Source organism: Variovorax sp. Sphag1AA (assembly GCF_014192575.1).
Classification (GTDB): domain Bacteria; phylum Pseudomonadota; class Gammaproteobacteria; order Burkholderiales; family Burkholderiaceae_C; genus Variovorax.
This window is the reverse complement of record NZ_JACHYC010000005.1, coordinates 449825-471209: the sequence shown is the minus strand read 5'-3', so window position 1 is coordinate 471209 and position 21385 is coordinate 449825. Positions and strand designations below refer to the sequence as shown.

Sequence of the window (21385 nt, the reverse complement as noted above, 5' to 3'; positions counted from 1 at the left end):
TCGCTTGATCCGGCCGCGCCCTGAATGCCTCTTTCGCCCGAAGAACTCGAACGCATCGAATCCCTGACGCTGGCGCACTACGACGGGCAGGCCGAGGACTTCTGGGCGGCCACGCGCAGCCATGACGTGAGCCAGAACATCGCGGCATTGCTGGCGCACATCGACGCGCCGCCGCCTTGGACCCTGCTCGATTTCGGCTGCGGGCCGGGCCGCGACCTGCGCACCTTCTCGCAGCTCGGCCATGTGGCGATCGGCCTCGAAGGCGCACCGCAATTTGCAGAGATGGCGCGCGCCTACAGCGGCTGCGAGGTCTGGCAGCAGAACTTCCTGTCGCTGGATCTGCCTGCGGCGCGCTTCGACGGCATTTTTGCCAACGCGTCGCTGTTTCATGTGCCGCATCAGGAACTGCCGCGGGTGCTCGGCGAGTTGCGAACATCGCTGAAGCCGGGCGGCGTGCTGTTCAGCTCCAATCCGCGCGGAGAAGGGGAGGAGGGATGGCGGGGTCAGCGCTACGGTGCCTTCCACGACCTCGCCGGCTGGCAAGCGCTGATGAATTCCGCGGGCTTTGTCGAGCTGGACCACTACTACCGTCCGGCCGGGCTCCCGCTCGACCAGCAGCCGTGGCTCGCGAGCGTCTGGCGCAAGCCCTGAATCGGGCGGGGGCGGTGTTCAGTCCGCTGCTTCGCCGCCCCTGAAGCCGGGGCCGTGCGCCAGCAGGTAGCGCAGGCGATCGCGCAGCGCGACGATGGACTGGCCGGTCTCCACCGCAGCGTCCCATTGCCGATAGATCGCCCGTTCGCGTTCGAGGCAGTGGCACAGCGCGGCAAGGTTGCGCTCGTTGTAGGCCCACGTGCCCTGCACCACGAAATTGCCCGGCGTCTCGGAGTCCGGGCGCGGCGAGATCGCCACCGCATCGGCGCCGATCGCCTGCAGCAGCGCGGAACGCGCGAGCGCGACCTTCATGCCGTCGCCGTGCAACTCGATCTCACGGCTCAGGAGGTAGCTCACCGCCTGGAGCCCCTGGAACTGTTCGGCAAGATACGTGGTGACCTCGAGCAGCACGAGGGGGCCGAAATTCCGCTTCTCCTTCTTCACGAAGGCGGACGGGAGAAAGCGCTGGATCAGCACTTCGGTGCCGTCGCGGCTGACGGTAACCGGGAGCGTGCCGAGGAAGGTCTCTCGATCATGGACTTCCATGGGCTCGCCGAGCCTGTAGTTTTGACCTTCTTGTCCGGTGATTCGCAGTTTCTCAAATGCCATCGTCTGCCGCGCCGCGCGGTGTCTGCCTGTTGCGCGTTCAGGATGCCATGGCGATGCTGACCGGAGCGGTCGGTCCACGGAGAGCGCCTCGCGGCGACCGTCAAGACCGCACGAAAGCGCGCGAAAGTTGAGGCGGACCGTTGCGATCCGTGATCAGACCGCCATCAGGTCGTCGAGCAGACGGTAGTCCGGCAAGGTGGTGTCGATGGCGCGCCCCGAGCGAACGACCGTGCGGTCGAACTGCGTGCGCGACAGCATCTCGGAGTAGTTGCGCGCCCTGAGCACGAGGAAGTCCGCGCCTGCACCTGCCTTCAGCACGCCCCGGTCGATGCCCATGATCGCGGCCGGCGTTTCGGTGGCGGCGCGGATCCAGTCGCCCAGCGGGTGGTCGAGGTGCAGGATCTTCACCGCCTGGGTGAAGGTGTCGAGCATGTCGTGGTCGCCGTAGGCATAGAACGGATCGCGGCAGTTGTCGCCTGCGACCGCCACGCGCAGCCCGTGGGCCTTCATTTCGTGCAGCACGGTCACGCCGCGCCAGCGCGGGGTGCGGCCGTTCTGGCTTCGGTCCTGCAGGTACATGTTGACCGTCGGCAGGCTCACGATGTCGATGCCGGCATCGCGGCACGCTTCGAGCGTCTCTTCGATGAATTCGTCGGTCTGCAGCGCCAGCGCGGTGCAGTGGCCGCACAGGATGCGCCCCGCGAAGTCCTCGGAGATGGCGGTCCGTGCGACGCGGATCAGCGCACGCGCCGTGGGGTCGGTCGATTCGTCCACATGCAGGTCGAGGTCGAGCCCGCGCTCCGCCGCGAGGCGAAACACCTGCACCAGCGCCTCGTCCATGTCCGGCGGCATCGTCTCCCCCGGGAAGCTGCTCGAGCGCGTGACGCAGCCGAGCCGGCCGCCGCTCTCGGCCACGATGTCGGCGAGTTGACGCCCTTCATCTTTCAGGAAGATGTCGAGCGGCGCGATCGACGACACCTGCAGGTCGACGCGCCCCGCCCATCGCTCGCGCACTTCGCGAAAGACCGGGAAGGAGATCGAGGCCTGCGGTGCGAGCGAATCGAGATGCGTACGGATCGCGACCACGCCCTTGGCGTAGGCGGTCGCGAGGCCGAATTCCATGCGGCGGCGGACGTCGTCCGCGTTCCAGCGGGCAGTGCGGTCGCGCATCGTCGCGGCCGATGCACCTGCACCGTCGCCGGTCGGGTTCGCCTGGCGCGGCCAGATGTGGCCCTTGTCGAGGTGCGTGTGGCAGTCGACCATGCCGGGCAGCACCATCGATGCGTCGAGGTCGGGGCCGAGTTCCGCAGGCATGCGGCCTGCGGCATCGATGGCGGCGATGCGGCCCCCATCCACCAGCAGGTCGATGGCGACGAGATCGTCGGCTGCACGATCCGGCAGATCGGCCTGGACGAGACAGCGGGGCGCGCGCAGATTGCGCAGGGCGTAGCGGGAAGCGGAGGGCGGCTGGAAGAACGAGTGGGTCATCGAAGGATGCGCCGCAAGGTCCATGCCCGCCACGCCGCGATCAGTGTGCGGTCCGCTCGTTGAGGATGCGCATGACGATCGGCTTCAGGATCTGGCTGCCCGCGTAGCGGTCGTCCGCCGAGGGTGCCTGCCGGTCGGTGAGATTGCTCACGAAGATGTAGTGCTCGGTGCTGCCTTCGACGAAGCCGACGAACCAGCCGTCGCGCAGCTTGCTCGGCGTCCGGTCGCTGGTGCGCATCCGGTGGCGGCCTGCGCCGGTCTTTCCAAAAACGTCGGCGCCGTTTTCGAGCTTGCCGAGCGACATGTTCTGCCGCGTCTGGTCGATGGCTTCGTGCGACACGGGCAATTGGTGCGCTTCCATCGCCTTCAGGAAGTTGAGCTGCTCGTAGGCCGAGATCTGCAGGCTGCTGCTGAGCCAGGCGTTGGTCAGGCCGTTGTTCTTGCCGATGTCGCCGCTGAAATCGAGGTTGCCGTAGTTGAAGTCATCGAGGTACTTGCCGATGCGCGCGTATCCGAGCGACGGGGCGATGTCCTGCGACACCCAGAGCGCCGAATCCTGCAGCCAGCTGCGCGGCGTCTGGTCGCGGTTGAGTTCGGCCCGGTCGTACTTCTGGCCGCTCCACTTGAAGACGGTGTTCTGGTCGATGAGCTTCTCGTTGAAGGCCATCAGCGACAGCGGCACCTTGAAAGTCGAATTCGGCGCGATGCGCTGCTTGCAGCGGTTGCCGGGGTTGTATTCGACAACCAGCTTCTTCGCGTTCACGTCATAAAGCAGGAAACATGCGTCGTAACCCTTGAAGGCTTCGTTGAAAGAGGGCGCGTCCGTGGCAGCCGTGGCGGTCGCCCAGGGGCCAAGCAAGGCGGCCGCGAAGGCGAAAGTGGTAATGCGAAGAGTCTTCTTGATGTTCATGTTGGCGGCCTGGAGCCTCTGATCCGACGCTTCCGGCAGGAAGCGCTCAGGGATAATTCTCGCCGACGCGCGAGGATCCAAATTGACCAACGACAACGCTTTTTCCGAACTGGGACTGGGCTCCGACGCTACCGAGCGCGAAGTCAAGGCCGCGTGGCGGCGCCTCGTGTCGCAGTGGCACCCCGATCGCAACAGCAGCGCCGATGCGGTCGCGCGCATGCAGCGCATCAACCGGGCCTTCGAGGAAATCCGCAATGCCGGATTCCGCGCGAGCCCCGAAGTGGCGGACCCTCCGGTAGACGAGCCCGCAGAAACTCAGGCCGAGGAGGAACCGACCGAACCACGCCGTCGGCCAATCCAGCGCAAGGTCAAGCTCACGCTCGAAGAAGCTGCGTCAGGTTGTATCAAGGCGTTGCGCGGAAGGACGACCTTGACCTGCGCGACCTGCGATGGCGCGGGTCACCAGGTGCTCGGCGGCAACTGCACCCATTGCGGCGGCTCGGGCGCCATCGCGAAGCGCAATTTCTTCGGCTGGCCGGGCGGCATGACCGAATGCGCGGCCTGCCACGGCGGCGGCATCGCACAGCGCACCTGCCCGGACTGCCAGGGCGCCGGAACGCAGGTCCGCGCCTATCAACTCAAGGTCCGCATTCCGCCGGGCGTCCGGCAGGGCGATCTGCTGCATGTCGACGGGCGCCGAGCACGCGGGAATCCGCCGCCGGCCGATCTGGAGATCCGCGTCGAGTTGCTTGCGCACGAATTCTTCGAACTCGACGAGGACGGCACGATCCGTTGCGAAGTCCCGGTCGATGGATTCGCGTGGATCGCCAACCGGACGATCGATGTGCCCACCCTGATGGGCCTGAAGCAGGTGGCGCTGCGTCGCGACCGTCTGAGCTACAGCCTGCCTGGACTGGGTTTCCCGGCGAAGCGGCGCGGCGCGAACGCGGACCACATCGTCATCGTGAAGCCCGTCTTTCCGGAAGCATTGACCGCCGAGCAGGAGCACCTGCTCAGCCATCTCATCGCCAGTGCATCGGGCGAAGGCGGCGAGCCCACCGACAAGCGGCTGCGCGCATGGAGCCGCAAGCAGCGCGCCTGGGCGCGCGGCGCAGGACGCGCTTCAAAGGAACAGTGACCGCGTGACTCGAGCGCGCGGCGCGGGGCGTCACTTGCGTCCGCGGGCCTTGTCGTACTTGCGCCAGTACTGGAATTCGTCCTCGTGCACCTCGATGTCCAGTTCCATCACCCGGGCCTGGAGCCGTTCCTGCACGTCGGTCACCGCCTTGTTGTAGATCGCCGGCCCGATCTCTTCGAGAAAGAAGCCGAGCAGGGCACCTGCGGCGATGTTGCCGATGGGCTCGTCCATGTTCTCGCGGAAATAGCGCTCGATCGAAGCGATCGCCTCCTGGCGGGCTTCCTTGTTCAGCTCGATGGTCATGGCACCTGAATCAACGATAGGAGCGCAGATCTTCGATCACCTTGCCATCGTTGGGCAAGCTGCCCTGGGAGACGAGCTCCACGTTGCCGCGCAGCTTGGTCACTTCGCGGATCGCCTCGCCGATGCGCTCCGAGAGCCCCTCGGGCGCGTTCGCGCATTCGAGCTTGAGCGTCATGCGGTCGTCGGCCATCTCGCCTTCGACCACGAGGCGCGCGCGTCGCACTTCAGGAAAGCGCCGCGCGATCTCCGCGACCTGCCCCGGATGCACGAACATGCCGCGCACCTTCGTCGTCTGGTCGGCGCGGCCGAGCCAGCCCTTGATGCGCTTGTTGGTGCGGCCCGTGGGGCATTGCCCCGGCAGCACTGCGGACAGATCTCCGGTGCCGAAACGGATCAGCGGATAGTCCGGGTTGAGCGTGGTCACGACGATCTCGCCGACCTCGCCTTCAGGTACCGGATCGCCGGTGCCGGGGCGCACGATCTCCACGATCACGCCCTCGTCGAGCACCAGCCCTTCGCGCGCGGAAGTCTCATAGGCGATCAAGCCCAGGTCGGCGGTCGCATAGCACTGCGTGCCGGTCACGCCGCGTTCGGCGATCCAGTCGCGCAGGCTCGGTGGAAAGGCTTCGCCCGACACCAGCGCCTTGGTGAGCGACGGCAGCGCGACGCCTTTTTCCGCTGCCTTCTCGATGATGATCTTCAGGAAGCTCGGCGTGCCCGCATAGCCTGCCGGCTTCAGGTCGACGATGGCCTCGACCTGCTGTTCGGTCTGCCCGGTGCCGCCCGCGAACACGGTGCAACCGAGCGCGCGTGCGCCGCTTTCCATGATCGAGCCCGCGGGCGTCATGTGATAGCTGAAGCAGTTGTGCACCAGGTCGCCACCGCGAAAGCCCGCAGCGAACAGCGCGCGTGCGGTGCGCCAGTAGTCGCGCGCCTCACCTTCCGGTTCATAGATCGTGCCGGGGCTTGCAAACACGCGCGTCATGCGCGAGCCGAAGCGGATCGCCGAGAAACCACCGAACGGATCGCTCGTGCGGCGCTCCTTCTGCTGCGCGAGCAACTCGGACTTGCGCGTGACCGGCAGCTTCGCGAGCGCATCGCGCGTCGTGATGTCCGCGGGTTTCACGCCATCGAGCAATCGCGCGAAAGCGGGCGCGGCTGTCTGCGCCTGCAGGACCTGCTTCGGCAACGCCGCGAACAGATCACGCTCGCGCTCTTCGGGGTCGCGCACTTCGAGTGCGTCGTAGAAATCGCTCATTCGGAAACCTCCGTGCTTCGCACTGCGGTGCGAGCCCCCTTCGGAGCGGCCGGGCGTGGGCTCATGCCAGCCACCGCTTTCTTCGCTTGTAGCTCTTGACGTCGCGGAAACTCTTGCGGTCCGCGCCACCCACGCCAAGATAGAACTCCTTCACATCCTCGTTCTCGCGCAGGCTCTTCGCTTCACCATCCATCACGATGCGGCCGTTCTCGAGGATGTAGCCGTAGTCGGCGTAGCGCAGCGCCATGTTGGTGTTCTGCTCGGCGAGCAGGAAGGTCACACGCTCTTTCTCGTTCAGGTCCTTCACGATGCCGAACACTTCTTCCACGATCTGTGGCGCGAGGCCCATCGACGGTTCGTCGAGCAGCACCATGCTCGGGTTCGCCATCAGCGCGCGGCCGATCGCGCACATCTGCTGTTCGCCGCCCGATGTGTACGCGGCCTGCGAAGTGCGCCGCGTCTTCAGGCGCGGGAAGTACGCGTAGACCTTCTCCAGCGTTTCGGCCACCGCGGCCTTGCCATCGGTGCGCGTGTAGGCGCCCGTCATCAGGTTGTCTTCGATCGACAGGTGCGCGAAGCAGTGCCGCCCCTCCATCACCTGGATCAATCCGCGCTTGACCAGCTCGGCCGGCGAGAGCGCTTCGATGCGTTCGCCGCGCAACTCGATGGTGCCCTTGGTCACTGCGCCGCGCTCGCCGGCCAGCAGGTTCGACACCGCGCGCAGCGTGGTCGTCTTGCCCGCACCGTTGCCGCCGAGCAGCGCCACGATGCCCCCTTCGGGCACCGTGAGCGATACGCCCTTCAGCACGAGGATCACATGGTTGTAGATGACCTCGATGCCGTTGACGTCGAGAAGGACGTTGCGTTCGCTCATGGTGTTCCGAAGTGCGTCTCTCGCTGAAGCTCAAGCGCCGCAGTCGGCAGCGTCGCGACGATTGAGCTTCTTCTCGCCGGCGTACTTCTCGCCCGCGGCCTTCACCATCGGCTTGATGATCTGTTCATCGGCCTGATACCAGTCCGCACCCACGTTCCACTTGGCGCCATCCCACGTCTCGATGCGCGCCCAGCTCGAACCCATGTGGTCCTGGCACGAAGTGCTGATCGGCCGCAGCACGCCTGCGAAGCCGAGCGAATCGAGCTTCTTCTGGTCGAGCGCGAGGTTCTCCAGACCCCAGCGAACCTGCTCGCCGGTCATGACCTTGCCCTTGCCGAAGCGCTCCTGCGCACGCCGCACCGCTTCCACGCCGAGCATCTGGATGATCACGCCGCGCGTGTACAGCACGGAGCCGACCTCGTCGCGCGGACCGGTGCCCTGGCCCTTGTCGTGCACGTTCTTGAGGATGTCCTGGATCACCTTCGGCTCGGTGCCCGATGTGTTCAGCGCGAGCGCGTTGTAGCCCTTGGCATTGGCGCCGACGTCCTTCACGTCCGGCTCGGCACCGGCCCACCACACGCCGTACATCTTCTCGCGCGGGTAGCCGGTGGCCACTGCTTCCTTGAGTGCGGTCGAGTTCATCACGCCCCAGCCCCACAGCAGTACGTAGTCGGGCCGCTGCTGGCGCACTTGCAGCCAGGCCGACTTCTGCTCGATGCCCGGTGCCGCGACCGGGATCAGCGAGAGCTCGAAGCCGTTCATCTTCGCGCGCTCCTGCAGCAGCGGGATCGGTTCCTTGCCGAAAGGCGAGTCGTGATAGACCAGCGCGATCTTCTTGCCCTTGAGCTTGTCCGCGCCGCCTTCCTTCTTCGCGATGTGCTGGATCAGGATGTCGGCGGCGGTCCAGTAGCTGCCCATCAGCGGGAAGTTCCACTTGAAGACGTTGCCGTCCTGCGAGGCCGAGAGGCCGTAGCCGAGGGTCAGGAGCGGAATCTTGTCGGCGGGCGCCTTGTCGGTCAGCGCGAAGGTGATGCCGGTGGCCTGCGGATCGATCAGCGTCGCGCCCTTGTCCTTCAGGCGCTCATAGCATTCGACGCCCTTGTCGGTCGCGTAGCCGGTTTCGCATTCCTCGTAGCTGATCTTCACGCCGTTGATGCCGCCGGTCGCGTTGATGAGCTTGATGTAGTCCTGCTTGCCATTGGCCCACGGCGTGCCGTTCGGCGCATACGGGCCCGTGCGGTAGACCAGCAGTGGGAAGAACTGCTCCTTGGCCTGCGCCTGTGCAAGCGAAGGTGCGAGCGATGCACCGACGGTGGCGGCCACCACTGCGGCCAGAGCGAACGACTTCAGTTTCATGCCTGTCTCCTTATGGTTTGCGAACGAATCAATGCGGGAAGGGCCAGAGGCGCAATTTCTCTTTGGCTGTCGACCAGAGCCGCGCGAGGCCATGCGGCTCGACGATCAGGAAGAAGACGATCAGCGCGCCGAAGATCATGAATTCGAGGTGCGACTGGAACGCGGTCGAGATCGACAGCCCCAACCATCCCGGCAGGTAGTTCAGCAGGATCGGCAGCAGCACGATGAAGGCGGCGCCGAAGAAGCTGCCCATGACAGAGCCGAGCCCGCCGATGATCACCATGAAGAGGAGCTGGAACGAGCGGTCGATGTTGAACGCCGCCGGTTCCCAGGTGCCCAGGTGCACGAAGCCCCAGAGCGCGCCCGCCACGCCGACGATGAAAGAGCTCACCGCGAAGGCCGACAGCTTGGCGTAGACGGGCCGGATGCCGATCACCGCTGCGGCGACATCCATGTCGCGCATCGCCATCCATTCGCGGCCGATGGCGCTGCGCACGAGGTTCTTCGCGAGCAATGCGAACACCGCAAGCAACGTGAGGCACAGCAGGTACTTCTGTGCGGCGGTTTGCACCGGCAGGCCGAAGAGGCTCAGGCTCGACACGCTCACGGATCCCGAGGCCGAGTTGTTGGTAAGCCAGTTGATGCGCAGAAACGCCCAGTCGGTGAAGAACTGCGCCGCGAGGGTTGCGACCGCGAGGTACAACCCCTTGATGCGCAGACTCGGAATGCCGAACAGCACGCCGACTGCTGTCGAGCACAAGCCGCCAAGCAGCAGCGAGAAGATCAACGGCATGCCGTCGATGCGCACATGGAAGTTGTAGGCCGCATACGCGCCCACCGCCATGAATGCGCCGGTGCCGAGCGAGATCTGCCCGCAGTAGCCCACGAGGATGTTCAGTCCGAGGGCGGCGAGGGAGAGGATCAGGAAAGGAATCAGGATGGCCCGGAACCAGTAGTCCGACGCGATGGCAGGCACCACCGCGAAGGCGACCACCAGCAGCGCAAGGATCAGGATGCGGTCCTGCCGGATCGGAAAGATCTGCTGGTCGGCGCGGTAGGTCGACTTGAACTGGCCGTTTTCGCGGTAGAGCATGTTCAGACCCGATCGATGATCTTCTCGCCGAAGAGGCCCTGTGGCCGCACGAGAAGGAAGACAAGCGCCAGCACGTAGGCGAACCAGATCTCGATGCCGCCGCCGAGCATCGGGCCGAGATAGATCTCCGAGAGCTTCTCGCCGACGCCGATCAGCAGACCGCCGACGATCGCACCGGGAATCGAAGTGAGCCCGCCCAGGATCACCACCGGCAGTGCCTTCAGCGCCACCAGCGACAGCGAGAACTGCACACCCAGCTTCGATCCCCAGATGATCCCGGCCACCAGCGCCGCGAAGCCTGCGACCGACCACACGATCACCCAGATGCGATTGAGCGGAATACCGATCGATTGCGCCGCCTGGTGGTCATCCGCGACGGCACGCAATGCACGGCCGGTCGACGTCTTCTGGAAGAAGAGCGCAAGCACCACCACCAGTGCAGCAGCGATCAGGGCCGCGATCAGGTCTTCCTTGCTCAGCAGCAGGCCGCCCTGGAAGACGTTCTCCAGCACCATCAGTGGGTCCTTGGGCATGCCGACGTCGATCTTGTAGATGTCGTTGCCGAAGATCGACTGGCCGAGGCCATCGAGGAAGTACGCGATGCCCAGCGTTGCCATCAGCAGCGTGATGCCTTCCTGGTTGACCAGCTTGCTCAGCACCAGCCGCTCGATGAGCCATGCCACAGCGATCATCACTGCCATTGCCGCGAAGAACGCCAACAGGTTCGCAAGGATCTGGCTTTCGAAGCCGAGCCACTTGGGGAGCCATTCCGAGAAGCGCGCCATCGCGAGCGCCGCGAACAGCACCATGGCACCTTGCGCGAAGTTGAAGACGCCCGAGGCCTTGTAGATCAGCACGAAGCCGATCGCGATCAGCGAATACAGCATGCCGACCATCAGGCCGCCGAAGAGGGTTTCGAGGAAGAAGCCCATGATCAGTGTTCCGTTCCGAGGTAGGCCCGGATGACATCCGGATTGCTGCGCACTTCATCGGGCGAGCCGTCGCCGATCTTCTTGCCGTAGTCGAGCACCACCACGCGATCGGAGATGTCCATCACCACGCCCATGTCGTGCTCGATCAGCACGATGGTGGTGCCGAACTCGTCGTTCACATCGAGGATGAAGCGGCTCATGTCCTGCTTCTCCTCGACATTCATGCCGGCCATCGGTTCGTCGAGCAGCAGCACCTGCGGCTCCATCGCGAGTGCGCGACCGAGGTCGACGCGCTTCTGCAGGCCGTAAGGCAGGCGTCCCACCGGTGTCTTGCGGTGCAACTGGATTTCGAGGAAGTCGATGATGTGTTCGACGAACTCGCGGTGCGCGAGCTCTTCGCGCTCGGCCGGGCCCCATCGCAGCGCCTGTGCGAGCAGGCCGCTCTTCATCTTGAGATTGCGGCCCGTCATGATGTTGTCGAGCACGCTCATGCCCTTGAACAGCGCGAGGTTCTGGAAGGTGCGCGCCACGCCCATCTCGGCCACCTGCCGCGAATTCATGTGCTTGAACTGCTTGCCACGGAAGGTGATCGAGCCCTGCTGCGGCTGGTAGACGCCGTTGATGCAGTTGAGCATCGAGCTCTTGCCCGCGCCGTTCGGACCGATGATCGCGCGCACCTCATGCTCGCGCACGTTGAAGCTGATGTCCGTCAGCGCCTTCACGCCGCCGAAGCTCAGGGAGATGTTCTGGACGTCGAGGATGACGTCGCCGATCTTGCGCGCGCTCATGCTGCAGCCCTCATCGGTGCGAAGCGCTTGGCTTCGACGATCTTCAGCGTGGCGCTGACGGCACCGGTGCGTCCGTCCTCGAACTTCACCTGCGTTTCAACGAACTGCTCTTTCTTGCCACCGTAGAGCGCATCGACGAGCACCCCATATTTACCGGCGATGAAGCCGCGCCGCACCTTGCGCGTGCGTGTCAGCTCGTCGTCGTCCGGGTCCAGTTCCTTGTGCAGCACGAGGAAGCGCGCGATCTGGGTGTCGGCCATGCCTTCCTCGGCAGCGAGGTCGGCGTTGACCTTCTCGATGCAGTCGGCCACGAGCGAGAGCACGTCAGCTTTGCCCGCGAGATCGACGTAACCGCCGTAGGGCAGCCCGCGCCGCTCGGCCCAGTTGCCGACCGCCTCGTAGTCGATGTTGATGAACGCGCAAACCTCGTCACGCTCATGGCCGAAGCACACCGCTTCCTTGATCTGCGGGAAGAACTTGAGCTTGTTCTCGATGTAGTTGGGCGCAAACATCGCGCCGGTCGTCGCACCCTGCGGCGCGGCCATGCGGCCCACGTCCTTCGCGCGATCGATGATGCGCAGATGGCCTTCGGCATCGAGCACGCCTGCATCGCCGGTGTGGAAGAAGCCTTCGGCATCCAGCACCTCGGCGGTTGCGTCGGGTCGCTTGTAGTACTCCTTGAGCACCGACACGCCGCGCACCAGCACTTCGCCGTCGGGTGCGATCTTGAGTTCGATGCCCGGCGCGGCGCTGCCCACGGTCTGCAGCTTGACCTTGCCGTCCTGCTGCAGGCACACATAGGCGCAGGTCTCGGTCTGGCCGTAGAACTGCTTGAGGTTGACGCCGATCGAGCGATAGAAGCGGAACAGGTCCGGCCCGATCGCGGCGCCGGCGGTGTAGGCCACGCGGATGCGGCTCATGCCGAGCACGTTCCGCAGCGGGCCGTAGATCAGCAGGTCGCCGAGCTTGTAGAGCAGACGGTCGCCAAGGCTGACTTGCGCGCCGTTGAGGATGTCCGCACCTACGCGCCGCGCGAGCGCCATGAACTTCGCGTAGAGCCAGCGCTTGGGCGCGGCTGCGTCTTCCATGCGAATCGACACTGCGGTGAGCAGGCCTTCGAATGTGCGCGGCGGCCCGAAGTAGTAGCTCGGGCCGATCTCGCGCATGTCGTTCATCACCGTCTCGGACGACTCTGGGCAATTGAGCGTGAAGCCACCCACCAGCCACTGCGCGACCGAGAACAGGTGGTCGCCGACCCAGGCCATCGGCAGGTAGCTCATGATGTTGTCGCCGGGGCCGAGCTTGTCGGTTTCCACGCCGCCACGTCCCGCGGCGATGAAGCTCGCATGCGTCTGGCACACGCCCTTGGGCCGGCCGGTGGTGCCGGAGGTGTAGAGGATGACCGCGACGTCGGACGGCTCGCCCGAAGCCACTGCGGCATCGAAGACGCCGGGGTTCGCGGTGTCCCATGCGCGGCCGAGTTCGCACAGCTTCTCGAAGCTGATCAGCCCCGGCTGGTCGTAGTTGCGAAGGCCGCGAGGGTCGTCGTAGACGATGTGGCGGATTGCGTGTGCGCTGTCCTTCTGCAGGTCGCGGCATTCGAGCAGCTTGTCGACCTGCTCCTGGTCTTCAGCAATCACGAATTCGACCGATGCGTCTTCGAGCATGAAGACCATCTCGCCCGCCACCGCATCCTGATAGAGCGGCACCGGCACGCCGCGCAGGCTCTGCGCCGCGACCATCGCCATGTAGAGATGCGGCCGGTTGGCGCCGACGATCGCGAGGTTGTCGCCGGCCTTGAAGCCGAGGCTCGCGAGCCCGCAGGCGATCTCGCGCACATCGCGCGCGACCTGCGACCAGGTCCAGGTCTGCCAGATGCCCAGATCCTTTTCGCGGATGGCGGGCGCATCGGGTTGCCGCTGGGCATGGCCTTGCAGCAAACGGGGAAAGGTGTTGGCTGTGGTCTGCACGATGGGGCGGACTGTAGAACCAACTTTGACGCCAACTTGTCGTTACGACGACAATCCTAGGGACACTACTCCCCGGAGTTTCCCGATGCCTTCTGGCAAGGAAAGCGGCGCTTCCACCCTCCGCGATCGCGTGCGCCCCGCGACCGTCGAAGAGATCGAAAACATCCCCTGGATGCACACCCTGACGCCAGTCGAGCGGCGCCGCGCCGAGTCCGCGGTGGTTGTCGGCGAGGCAGAGCCGGGCGATCTCGTCTGCCGCATTGGCCGGCCGCCGACCTACTGGTTCGGCGTGGTCGAGGGCTTGCTCAAGATGAGCAACGACAACGCCGACGGCACGTCGATGACCTACAGCGGCCTGCCGCCGGGCGGGTGGTTCGGCGAAGGCACGGCGCTCAAGCGCGAGCCGTATCGCTACAACATCCAGGCGCTGCGGCGCAGTGTGGTGGCGGGGCTGCCGGTGGACGACTTCCACTGGCTGCTCGACCACTCCATCGGCTTCAACCGCTTCGTGATGAACCAGCTCAATGAGCGCCTCGGCCAGTTCATTGCGGCGCGCGAGGCGGATCGGCTCAACAACCCCGATGCGCGCGTGGCGCGCAATCTCGCGGCGCTGTTCAATCCGGTGCTGTTTCCGGGGGTGGGCGAGCTTCTGCGTATCACGCAGCAGGAGTTGGCCTATCTCATCGGCCTGTCACGCCAGCGGGTGAACGAAGCCTTGCGCACGCTGCAGGCGCAAGGAGCGATCCGGGTGGAATACGGCGGGTTGAGGGTGCTCGATCTCGCCGCGCTGCGCGCGAACGGGATGAGCGGCAGGAACTAGCGCGGAAGGACTTCGCGCACCAGCTTGTCGTCGGCGTAGGGCCGCAAGTAGGCCGCGGTTTCTTCGACGGGGCAGTGGAGCCAGTCGTCGACCCAGGCATCGCGCAGGATCGCCGAGCGGCGCTGTTCCGGCTGATCGGGCAGGCTGAAGGTGAGCAGGGCGAAGCTTTCGACGCAATCGCCATTCGGTGCGCGCCAGCCGTTCCAGAGCCCGGCCAATGCGAGCGGCTCGCCGTCGGATCGCGAGACGCGCACGACGGCGCCGGGTTCGTCGCCCTGCTGGAAGAGGGCGTCGGCGAGGATCACGCACCGATGGCCGCGCTTCCAGGGTTGGTAGAAATTGCGTTCGGCAGCGGCGGTTTCGCTGCGCGCCTCGAAGGTGTCCTGTTCCTGTCCGTCCTTCGAGAAGAGGGGGATCAGCCCCCAGCGCCCCGGCGCGACCTCGAAGCGTTGGAGCTGGGTCTTGCTGTCGGCGTCGGCGCGGGGCCTGCGTATGAAGTGGCCCTGCTGACCCGGCTGCACTACCGAGGATTGCGGCTGGAAAGAAATACCGAAGCGCCGCGCGAAAGGGCCGGGATCACTCGCTGCTTGGTAGTGCGTGGGCATGTTCTGTCAAGGAAAGCGGGCCAATTCTAGTCAGCGCCTACCCGCGCGCCGATACCATCGCAGGCGCGGCAAATCCCGTCCGCAAGATGTTTCTCACGAAATTCGTTATGACTTCTTCCCATCTCACCGTCATCACCGGCGCATCCCGCGGCTTGGGCCGTGCCATGGCCGAACAGCTTCTTCAGCCCGGCCGACGCCTCCTGTGCATCTCGCGCCACACCGACGAACAGCTTGCCAAGCTGGCTCGCGAGGCCGGCGCCGAGCTCGAGCAGTGGCAGGTCGACCTCGCCGAGCCGGTGGTCGCTGCCGAGCGTCTGTCGGCGTGGCTCGGCTCGCTGGATGCCGCGTCTTTCGACAGCGCCACGTTGATCAACAACGCCGGGACCGTGGGGCGGATTCGCCCGCTTTCGGAAGCCGTGCCTGCCGAGCTCGCGCAGGCGCTGCGTGTCGGCCTGGAGTCGGCGATGCTGCTGACCGCGGCATTCCTTGGCGCAACCAAGGGCTGGCGTGCGGACCGCAAGGTGCTCAACATCTCGTCGGGCCTGGGCCGCAATGCGATGGGCAGTCAGGCGCCTTACTGCGCCGCCAAGGCTGGCATGGACCATTTTTCGCGCGCGGTGGCTCTTGAGGAAAAGGGCCCGGGCGCTGCGAGGATCGTTTCGCTTGCACCCGGCGTGATCGACACCGACATGCAGGTGGAACTGCGGGGGGGCGACCCGGACATGTTCCCGGACCGCGAGCGCTTCGAACGACTCAAGGCCGATGGGAAGCTCGATTCGCCGCAGTCCGCCGCGGCGAAGGTCCTGAAGTACCTGGACCGCGCGGACTTCGGCAGCAATCCCGTCGCCGACGTCCGCGATCCGGCCTGATTACTCGATCGTGGCGCCAGAGGCCTGGACGATCGCTTTCCACTTCTGGTAGTCGGTCTTCTCGAGCGTGCCGAACTGCTCAGGCGTCATGGCCTGCGGCTCGGCGCCCTGCTCGATGATCGCGGCCTTCATCTCCGGGGTGGCCAGCAGCTTGTTCACTTCGGCATTGACCTTGGCGACGATGTCCTTCGGCGTGTTGGCCGGCATGAAGAGGCCGTACCACGTGCTCACGTCGAAGTCCTTGTAGCCCAGCTCGGCCACGGTCGGCACGTCGGGCAGCGAGCTGCTGCGGCGCAGCGAAGTCACTGCCAGCGGACGCAGCTTGCCCGACTTGATCTGCGCCATCGCCGATGGCACCGACGACACCATCAGGTCGACGTTGCCGGCGAGCACGTCCATCATGGCGGGGCTCGACCCCTTGTAGGGCACGTGACGCAGCTTGATGTTGGCCGCGCTCTTGAAGATTTCGCCCGCGAGGTGAATGGTGGTGCCGTTGCCCGGGGAGCCGTAGGTGATCGCGTCGGGCTGAGCGCGCGCTGCGGTGACCACGTCGGCCAGCGTCTTGAACTTCGACTCGGCGCGCGTGACGATGATCACCGGGGTGTAAGCCACGTGGGCGACGGCGACGAGGTCCTTGGTCGGGTCGTAGCTCAGGTTCTTGTAGAGCCAGGGCGCGACGACCATGTTGTCTTTCTGGCCCATGACCATCTCGTAGCCCGAGGGCGCAGCGCGCGCCGCTTCGGCGATGCCGATGGTGCCGCCCGCGCCTGCGCGGTTGTCGGCCACCACGTTCCACTTGGTGACTTCGGTGAGCTTGTTGGCCACCAGGCGCGAAAGGATGTCGGTGCCGCCGCCGGGCGGGAAGGGCACCACCAGATGGATGGGCTTGGAGGGATAGGTGTCGGCGTGCGCGGTGGCGGCAAAGGCCACGGCGAGCGTGCAGAGGGTGAGCAGCTTTCGGATCATGGGTGTCTCGTTGTGAATTGGCGCCGATTTCCGGCGCAAGCGCCGGAGTGTGCCGGAACGAGACCCGTCCGAGGAATCGTGATTGGCGATGCCCGCCGTCTCGAACCGAGAGTCCGGCGGGAGCGCGACGCCCTCAGTGGATGGTGGGCGGACCCAGATCCTCTTCGGGATCGACATACGTGGTGACGATCGGCGCGGCGCCGGAATCCTCGCCACGCGCATCCGCCCGGCGCTGCAGCGCCTCGATGCCAGCCATCATGGCCGCGCCATAGGTCGGCATCGGCCCCGCGGCCGCGTCGATGGGCTTGCAGTCGGAGCCGTCCTGCTTCTGCAGCACCCAATAGAAGTGGCCGGCGATGGGTTCGTCGACCACCAGTGCAATCGATTCGCTGTCCATGATGTTCCCTTTCCACTGCTCACGGAACGAGTTGTAGGCGTCCGGGCGGAAGCGGGGTATCAACGAAATCACACTGCTGCGCGGGCCATTGCAACAGCGCCGGCTAGCGTGAAAAACGCAACGCGCGCACCGGCATGTGCGCGGCATTTACGCTTTCTTTACGGCCCTGTATCGAGTCTGTTCCCCCTTTTTACGCACGCCTGCCGAGACTGCTTGCCATGTCTCGTATGCAGGAGTGAATCGAATGGACATCGTGTGGTTGGCTGCAATGGCGGTCTTCTGGATCGCCATGGTGGCGATGGTGGCGGGCCTCGCCAGGCTTGAAACGCCACGGAGGGCGCGGCCGTGATCAGCCTTGAAATCCTCTACGGATTCGGCGGCCTCGTCGCCGTGATCCTGTTCGCCTATCTGGTCTTTGCGCTGATCTGCGCCGAGGAGTTCTGATGAACACCTCCGCCTGGGCCCTGTTGGGCCTTTACCTCGTGGTGCTCGGCGTGCTCGCATGGCCGCTCGGGCGCTATCTCGCCGCGATGTGCGAAGGGCGGTTGCCCCGCTGGATGCAGGCGGTCGAAGCGCCGCTCTACAAGCTCGCGGGCACATCGCCCGATCGATCGATGCATTGGCGCAGCTACGCGATCGCACTGATCGCGTTCAACACGCTCGGTGCGCTGGCGGTCTATGCACTGCAGCGTCTGCAGGTCTGGCTTCCGCTCAATCCCGCAGGCATGACAGCGGTGTCGCCGGACTCGGCGTTCAACACCGCGGTGAGCTTCGTCTCCAACACCAACTGGCAGGGCTACGCCGGCGAATCGACGATGAGCTATCTCACGCAGATGCTCGGGCTTGCGGTGCAGAACTTCCTTTCCGCGGCCACTGGCATTGCGGTGGCGTTCGCACTGGCGCGCGGCTTCGCTGCGCGCAGCACCGACGGCAAGGGCTTCGTCGGCAACTTCTGGGTCGACATGACGCGCATCACGGTCTGGCTGCTGGTGCCGATCTCCTTCGTGCTCGCGATCTTCTTCGTGGGCCAGGGCGTGATCCAGAACTTCGATGCCTACAAGACCGTGACCACCATCGAGGCCACCGCCTACCAGAACCCCAAGCTGGATGCTGCGGGCCAGCCGCTCAAGGACGCCTCGGGCAATCCGGTGACGGAAGACGCGACCACCACGACGCAGACGCTCGCGATGGGCCCCGTGGCTTCGCAGGAAGCCATCAAGATGCTCGGCACCAACGGTGGCGGGTTCTTCAATGCGAATTCGGCGCACCCGTACGAGAACCCGACCGCGCTCGCGAACTTCGTGCAGATGCTGGCGATCTTCCTGATCCCGGCGGCGTTGTGCTTCGCTTTCGGTCGCGTGGTCGGCGACCTGCGCCAGGGCTGGGCCGTGCTGGCCGCGATGACGGTGATCTTCATCGCCGCAGTCGTCGTGGTGATTCCGGCGGAACAGGCCGGAAACCCGCTCCTGGGTGCGCTCGGCGCAGACCAGACGACGAGCGTATTGCAAGCCGGCGGCAACATGGAAGGCAAGGAAGTGCGCTTCGGCATCGCTGCGTCGGGCCTCTTCGCCGCGATCACGACGGCAGCTTCGTGCGGTGCGGTGAACGCGATGCACGACGCGTTCACGCCGCTCGGTGGCATGGTGCCGATGGTGTTGATGCAGCTCGGCGAAGTCGTCTTCGGCGGCGTCGGGACCGGCCTCTACAGCATGCTGATCTTCGCGATCCTCGCGGTGTTCATCGCGGGGCTGATGATCGGCCGCACGCCGGAGTACCTCGGCAAGAAGATCGAGGTCCACGAGATGAAGCTGACCTCGATCGCGATCCTCGTCACGCCGATCCTCGTGCTGGCCGGCACGGCCATCGCCGTGATCGCAGAGGCAGGCAAGGCAGGCATCGCCAATCCGGGCGCGCATGGGTTCTCCGAGATCCTCTATGCGCTCACCTCGGCCGCCAACAACAACGGCAGTGCCTTCGCGGGCCTGTCGGCCAACACGCCCTTCTACAACGGGTTGCTTGCCATCGCGATGTGGTTCGGCCGCTTCGGCGTGATCGTGCCGGTGCTTGCGATTGCTGGCGCCCTGGCGGCCAAGAAGCGCATTCCCGTCACGGCAGGGACGATGCCCACGCACGGCCCGCTGTTCGTGGCACTGCTGATCGGCACCGTGCTGCTGGTGGGTCTCCTCAACTACGTGCCCGCGCTCGCACTGGGACCCGTTGTCGAGCACCTGATGCTCTGGAAGTGATCAACGACATGAAAACCAAGACTTCCCTTTCCCTGTTCGATGCCGAGCTGGTGAGGCCCGCGCTGTGGGGCGCAGTCACCAAGCTGAACCCGCGCGTGCAGTGGCGCAATCCGGTGATGTTCATCGTCTACATCGGCAGCATCCTCACGACGGTGCTGTGGGTGCACTCGCTGAGCTTCCCCGGCGACACCGGCATGTCGCCGGCCTTCGTGCTCGCGGTATCGATCTGGCTGTGGTTCACCGTGCTCTTCGCCAACTTCGCCGAAGCGCTGGCCGAAGGTCGGAGCAAGGCGCAGGCCGCTTCGCTGCGCGGGTTGCGCAAGGACACCTGGGCCAAGAAGCTGGCCGAGCCCCACCACGGTGGCAAGTGGCTGCCGGTGAAGTCGACCGACCTGCGCCGGGGCGACGTGGTGCTGGTCGAGACGCACGACGTGATTCCGCTCGACGGTGAAGTGATCGAGGGTGTGGCTTCGGTCGACGAAAGCGCGATCACCGGCGAATCCGCACCGGTGGTGCGCGAATCGGGCGGCGACTTCTCGGCCGTCACCGGCGGCACGCGCGTGCTCTCGGACTGGCTCGTGGTGAGCATCTCGGTGAACCCGGGCGAATCCTTCCTCGACCGCATGATCGGCATGGTCGAGGCCGCCAAGCGGCAGAAGACGCCGAACGAGATCGCGCTGACCATCCTGCTGGTCGCGCTCACGATGGTGTTCCTGGTCGTCACCGCGACGCTGCTGCCGTACTCGGTGTTCAGCGTTGGCGCTGCGGGCGCGGGCACGGTGGTGTCGCTCACCGCGCTGGTCGCGCTGCTCGTGTGCCTCATCCCGACCACCATCGGCGGCTTGCTGTCGGCGGTTGGCGTCGCCGGCATGAGCCGCATGATGCAGGCCAACGTGATCGCCACGTCGGGCCGCGCGGTCGAGGCGGCGGGCGACGTCGACGTGCTGCTGCTGGACAAGACCGGCACCATCACCCATGGCAGCCGGCAGGCCAGCGCATTCATCGCCGCGCCGGGCGTGTCGCAGGAGCGCCTCGCGCGTTCCGCGCTGCTGGCATCGCTGGCGGACGAAACACCCGAGGGCCGGAGCATCGTCGAACTCGCGCGGCGCGGTGGCACCACCGACGCGCCGGTCGAAGGCGCGCATGTCGTGCCCTTCACTGCGCAGACACGCATGAGCGGCGTCGATCTTCCGGCGGCTTCGAACAGCCTCGATGTGCAGCCGGTCGTGCTGCGCAAGGGTGCGGTCGACGCAGTGCGCCGCCATGTCGAAGCCCTCGGCGGCTCGATGCCGGCGGCGCTCGCGAATGCCGCCGACGCGGTCGCGCGCCGCGGCAGCACGCCGCTGGCAGTGGCCGAGGGCGAGCGCGTGCTCGGTGTGGTCGAACTCAAGGACATCGTGAAGACCGGCATCCGCGAGCGTTTTGCCGAGCTACGCCGCATGGGCATCAAGACAGTGATGATCACCGGCGACAACAAGCTGACCGCCGCAGCGATCGCGGCCGAGGCGGGCGTCGACGACTTCCTCGCCGAAGCCACGCCGGAGGACAAGCTCGCGCTGATCCGCCGCTACCAGGCCGACGGCCGTCTCGTCGCGATGACCGGCGACGGCACCAACGACGCGCCCGCACTCGCGCAGGCCGACGTGGCGGTCGCGATGGGCAGCGGCACGCAGGCCGCGAAGGAAGCGGGCAACATGGTCGATCTCGACTCCAACCCGACCAAGCTGCTCGAAGTGGTGGAGACCGGCAAGGCGCTCTTGATGACGCGCGGTTCGCTCACCACTTTCTCGATCGCCAACGACGTGGCGAAGTACTTCGCGATCATCCCGGCGATCTTCATCTCGACCTATCCGCAGTTGGGTGCGCTCAACGTGATGCGGCTGGCGAGCCCGTCGTCGGCGATCCTGTCGGCTGTGATCTTCAACGCGGTGGTGATCGTGTTCCTGATCCCGCTTGCGCTGAAAGGCGTGCGCTATCGGCCAGTCGGCGCTGCTTCGCTGCTACGCCGCAATCTCGCGATCTATGGTCTCGGCGGCCTGATCGTTCCCTTCATCGGCATCAAGCTGATCGACTGGCTGCTGGTTGCAGTTGGACTGGTCTGAGGACATCCCC

General features: G+C 65.6%; 21 protein-coding genes. 7 read left to right on the top strand and 14 right to left on the bottom strand.

Annotation, left to right across the window (positions count from 1 at the left end; translation table 11 throughout):
• Positions 1-24 precede the first annotated feature (24 nt).
• Positions 25-651 carry a bifunctional 2-polyprenyl-6-hydroxyphenol methylase/3-demethylubiquinol 3-O-methyltransferase UbiG gene (locus FHW64_RS21740; protein WP_184530066.1) on the top strand — a complete coding sequence of 209 codons (627 nt, stop codon included), beginning with the start codon at positions 25-27 and terminating at the stop codon, positions 649-651.
• 18 nt (positions 652-669) lie between these two features.
• On the opposite strand, the gene FHW64_RS21735 is transcribed toward FHW64_RS21740, so the two are convergent.
• The 3 genes from FHW64_RS21735 to FHW64_RS21725 all read right to left on the bottom strand — a co-directional run bounded on the left by FHW64_RS21735 (position 670) and on the right by FHW64_RS21725 (position 3658).
• Positions 670-1197 (bottom strand): hypothetical protein, encoded by a 528-nt coding sequence (locus tag FHW64_RS21735; RefSeq protein WP_184530064.1) that lies wholly within the window; start codon positions 1195-1197, stop codon positions 670-672.
• A gap of 216 nt (positions 1198-1413) precedes the next feature.
• The gene (locus tag FHW64_RS21730) at positions 1414-2748 is read right to left on the bottom strand and encodes a cytosine deaminase (RefSeq protein WP_184530062.1); all 1335 of its coding nucleotides are present in this window, start codon (positions 2746-2748) and stop codon (positions 1414-1416) included.
• A gap of 40 nt (positions 2749-2788) precedes the next feature.
• Positions 2789-3658, bottom strand: coding sequence for a class D beta-lactamase (locus FHW64_RS21725; protein WP_184530060.1), 870 nt, complete (start codon positions 3656-3658; stop codon positions 2789-2791).
• A gap of 82 nt (positions 3659-3740) precedes the next feature.
• On the opposite strand from FHW64_RS21725, the gene FHW64_RS21720 reads away from it, so the two are divergent.
• Positions 3741-4796, top strand: coding sequence for a DnaJ C-terminal domain-containing protein (locus FHW64_RS21720; protein WP_184530057.1), 1056 nt, complete (start codon positions 3741-3743; stop codon positions 4794-4796).
• 30 nt (positions 4797-4826) lie between these two features.
• On the opposite strand, the gene FHW64_RS21715 is transcribed toward FHW64_RS21720, so the two are convergent.
• The 8 genes from FHW64_RS21715 to FHW64_RS21680 form a co-directional block, all read right to left on the bottom strand.
• Complete coding sequence (locus FHW64_RS21715) at positions 4827-5099, bottom strand: DUF2164 domain-containing protein (protein ID WP_184530055.1); 273 nt, start codon at positions 5097-5099, stop codon at positions 4827-4829.
• Positions 5100-5109: 10 nt separating this feature from the next.
• On the bottom strand, positions 5110-6357 hold the full coding sequence (locus tag FHW64_RS21710; RefSeq protein WP_184530053.1) for a phenylacetate--CoA ligase family protein: 1248 nt from the start codon (positions 6355-6357) through the stop codon (positions 5110-5112).
• Positions 6358-6418: 61 nt separating this feature from the next.
• Entirely contained in the window at positions 6419-7231 is an 813-nt protein-coding gene (locus FHW64_RS21705; RefSeq protein ID WP_184530051.1) for an ABC transporter ATP-binding protein, read from the bottom strand.
• Positions 7232-7261: 30 nt separating this feature from the next.
• Positions 7262-8587, bottom strand: a complete 1326-nt coding sequence (locus FHW64_RS21700) for an ABC transporter substrate-binding protein (protein ID WP_184530049.1) — start codon at positions 8585-8587, stop codon at positions 7262-7264.
• Between the two features lie 28 nt (positions 8588-8615).
• Positions 8616-9680, bottom strand: coding sequence for a branched-chain amino acid ABC transporter permease (locus tag FHW64_RS21695; RefSeq protein WP_184530047.1), 1065 nt, complete (start codon positions 9678-9680; stop codon positions 8616-8618).
• Positions 9681-9682: 2 nt separating this feature from the next.
• Complete coding sequence (locus FHW64_RS21690; RefSeq protein WP_184530045.1) at positions 9683-10612, bottom strand: branched-chain amino acid ABC transporter permease; 930 nt, start codon at positions 10610-10612, stop codon at positions 9683-9685.
• Between the two features lie 2 nt (positions 10613-10614).
• Positions 10615-11400, bottom strand: a complete 786-nt coding sequence (locus tag FHW64_RS21685) for an ABC transporter ATP-binding protein (RefSeq protein WP_184530043.1) — start codon at positions 11398-11400, stop codon at positions 10615-10617.
• Positions 11397-13370, bottom strand: coding sequence for an AMP-binding protein (locus FHW64_RS21680; RefSeq protein ID WP_184530041.1), 1974 nt, complete (start codon positions 13368-13370; stop codon positions 11397-11399). Before FHW64_RS21680 ends, FHW64_RS21685 begins: the two co-directional genes overlap by 4 nt.
• An 85-nt stretch (positions 13371-13455) precedes the next feature.
• Between FHW64_RS21680 and FHW64_RS21675 the strand changes: the two genes are divergently transcribed.
• Positions 13456-14190, top strand: a complete 735-nt coding sequence (locus FHW64_RS21675; RefSeq protein WP_260306090.1) for a Crp/Fnr family transcriptional regulator — start codon at positions 13456-13458, stop codon at positions 14188-14190.
• Here the strand turns inward: FHW64_RS21675 and FHW64_RS21670 are convergent.
• The gene (locus tag FHW64_RS21670; RefSeq protein WP_184530037.1) at positions 14187-14795 is read right to left on the bottom strand and encodes an SOS response-associated peptidase family protein; all 609 of its coding nucleotides are present in this window, start codon (positions 14793-14795) and stop codon (positions 14187-14189) included. The genes FHW64_RS21675 and FHW64_RS21670 overlap by 4 nt on opposite strands.
• Positions 14796-14902: 107 nt before the next feature.
• Here FHW64_RS21670 and FHW64_RS21665 point away from each other — a divergent pair, with 107 nt between their 5' ends.
• Positions 14903-15664 carry an SDR family NAD(P)-dependent oxidoreductase gene (locus tag FHW64_RS21665; protein WP_184530035.1) on the top strand — a complete coding sequence of 254 codons (762 nt, stop codon included), beginning with the start codon at positions 14903-14905 and terminating at the stop codon, positions 15662-15664.
• On the opposite strand, the gene FHW64_RS21660 is transcribed toward FHW64_RS21665, so the two are convergent.
• The gene (locus tag FHW64_RS21660) at positions 15665-16630 is read right to left on the bottom strand and encodes a tripartite tricarboxylate transporter substrate binding protein (protein ID WP_184530034.1); all 966 of its coding nucleotides are present in this window, start codon (positions 16628-16630) and stop codon (positions 15665-15667) included.
• 133 nt (positions 16631-16763) lie between these two features.
• A complete protein-coding gene (locus tag FHW64_RS21655; protein ID WP_184530032.1) occupies positions 16764-17027 on the bottom strand; it encodes a hypothetical protein in 264 nt (87 codons plus the stop codon).
• Between the two features lie 345 nt (positions 17028-17372).
• On the opposite strand from FHW64_RS21655, the gene kdpF reads away from it, so the two are divergent.
• The 3 genes from kdpF to kdpB are packed head-to-tail and all read left to right on the top strand — an operon-like array spanning position 17373 to position 21375.
• Positions 17373-17471: a K(+)-transporting ATPase subunit F gene (gene kdpF, locus FHW64_RS21650; RefSeq protein ID WP_093162476.1), complete on the top strand. Its 99-nt coding sequence runs from the start codon at positions 17373-17375 to the stop codon at positions 17469-17471.
• Positions 17471-19273 (top strand): potassium-transporting ATPase subunit KdpA, encoded by a 1803-nt coding sequence (gene kdpA / locus FHW64_RS21645; protein WP_184530030.1) that lies wholly within the window; start codon positions 17471-17473, stop codon positions 19271-19273. The genes kdpF and kdpA overlap by 1 nt, the downstream gene beginning before the upstream one ends.
• Before the next feature lie 8 nt (positions 19274-19281).
• A complete protein-coding gene (gene kdpB, locus FHW64_RS21640) occupies positions 19282-21375 on the top strand; it encodes a potassium-transporting ATPase subunit KdpB (RefSeq protein ID WP_184530028.1) in 2094 nt (697 codons plus the stop codon).
• The last annotated feature ends 10 nt before the right edge of the window (positions 21376-21385 follow it).

Coding starts and splice junctions, on each gene's coding strand:
- FHW64_RS21740 (WP_184530066.1), top strand. CDS start 25: ATGCCTCTTTCGCCCGAAGAACTCGAACGCATCGAATCCCTGACGCTG.
- FHW64_RS21735 (WP_184530064.1), bottom strand. CDS start 1,197: ATGGAAGTCCATGATCGAGAGACCTTCCTCGGCACGCTCCCGGTTACC.
- FHW64_RS21730 (WP_184530062.1), bottom strand. CDS start 2,748: ATGACCCACTCGTTCTTCCAGCCGCCCTCCGCTTCCCGCTACGCCCTG.
- FHW64_RS21725 (WP_184530060.1), bottom strand. CDS start 3,658: ATGAACATCAAGAAGACTCTTCGCATTACCACTTTCGCCTTCGCGGCC.
- FHW64_RS21715 (WP_184530055.1), bottom strand. CDS start 5,099: ATGACCATCGAGCTGAACAAGGAAGCCCGCCAGGAGGCGATCGCTTCG.
- FHW64_RS21710 (WP_184530053.1), bottom strand. CDS start 6,357: ATGAGCGATTTCTACGACGCACTCGAAGTGCGCGACCCCGAAGAGCGC.
- FHW64_RS21705 (WP_184530051.1), bottom strand. CDS start 7,231: ATGAGCGAACGCAACGTCCTTCTCGACGTCAACGGCATCGAGGTCATC.
- FHW64_RS21700 (WP_184530049.1), bottom strand. CDS start 8,587: ATGAAACTGAAGTCGTTCGCTCTGGCCGCAGTGGTGGCCGCCACCGTC.
- FHW64_RS21695 (WP_184530047.1), bottom strand. CDS start 9,680: ATGCTCTACCGCGAAAACGGCCAGTTCAAGTCGACCTACCGCGCCGAC.
- FHW64_RS21690 (WP_184530045.1), bottom strand. CDS start 10,612: ATGGGCTTCTTCCTCGAAACCCTCTTCGGCGGCCTGATGGTCGGCATG.
- FHW64_RS21685 (WP_184530043.1), bottom strand. CDS start 11,400: ATGAGCGCGCGCAAGATCGGCGACGTCATCCTCGACGTCCAGAACATC.
- FHW64_RS21675 (WP_260306090.1), top strand. CDS start 13,456: ATGCCTTCTGGCAAGGAAAGCGGCGCTTCCACCCTCCGCGATCGCGTG.
- FHW64_RS21670 (WP_184530037.1), bottom strand. CDS start 14,795: ATGCCCACGCACTACCAAGCAGCGAGTGATCCCGGCCCTTTCGCGCGG.
- FHW64_RS21665 (WP_184530035.1), top strand. CDS start 14,903: ATGACTTCTTCCCATCTCACCGTCATCACCGGCGCATCCCGCGGCTTG.
- FHW64_RS21660 (WP_184530034.1), bottom strand. CDS start 16,630: ATGATCCGAAAGCTGCTCACCCTCTGCACGCTCGCCGTGGCCTTTGCC.
- FHW64_RS21655 (WP_184530032.1), bottom strand. CDS start 17,027: ATGGACAGCGAATCGATTGCACTGGTGGTCGACGAACCCATCGCCGGC.
- kdpA (WP_184530030.1), top strand. CDS start 17,471: ATGAACACCTCCGCCTGGGCCCTGTTGGGCCTTTACCTCGTGGTGCTC.
- kdpB (WP_184530028.1), top strand. CDS start 19,282: ATGAAAACCAAGACTTCCCTTTCCCTGTTCGATGCCGAGCTGGTGAGG.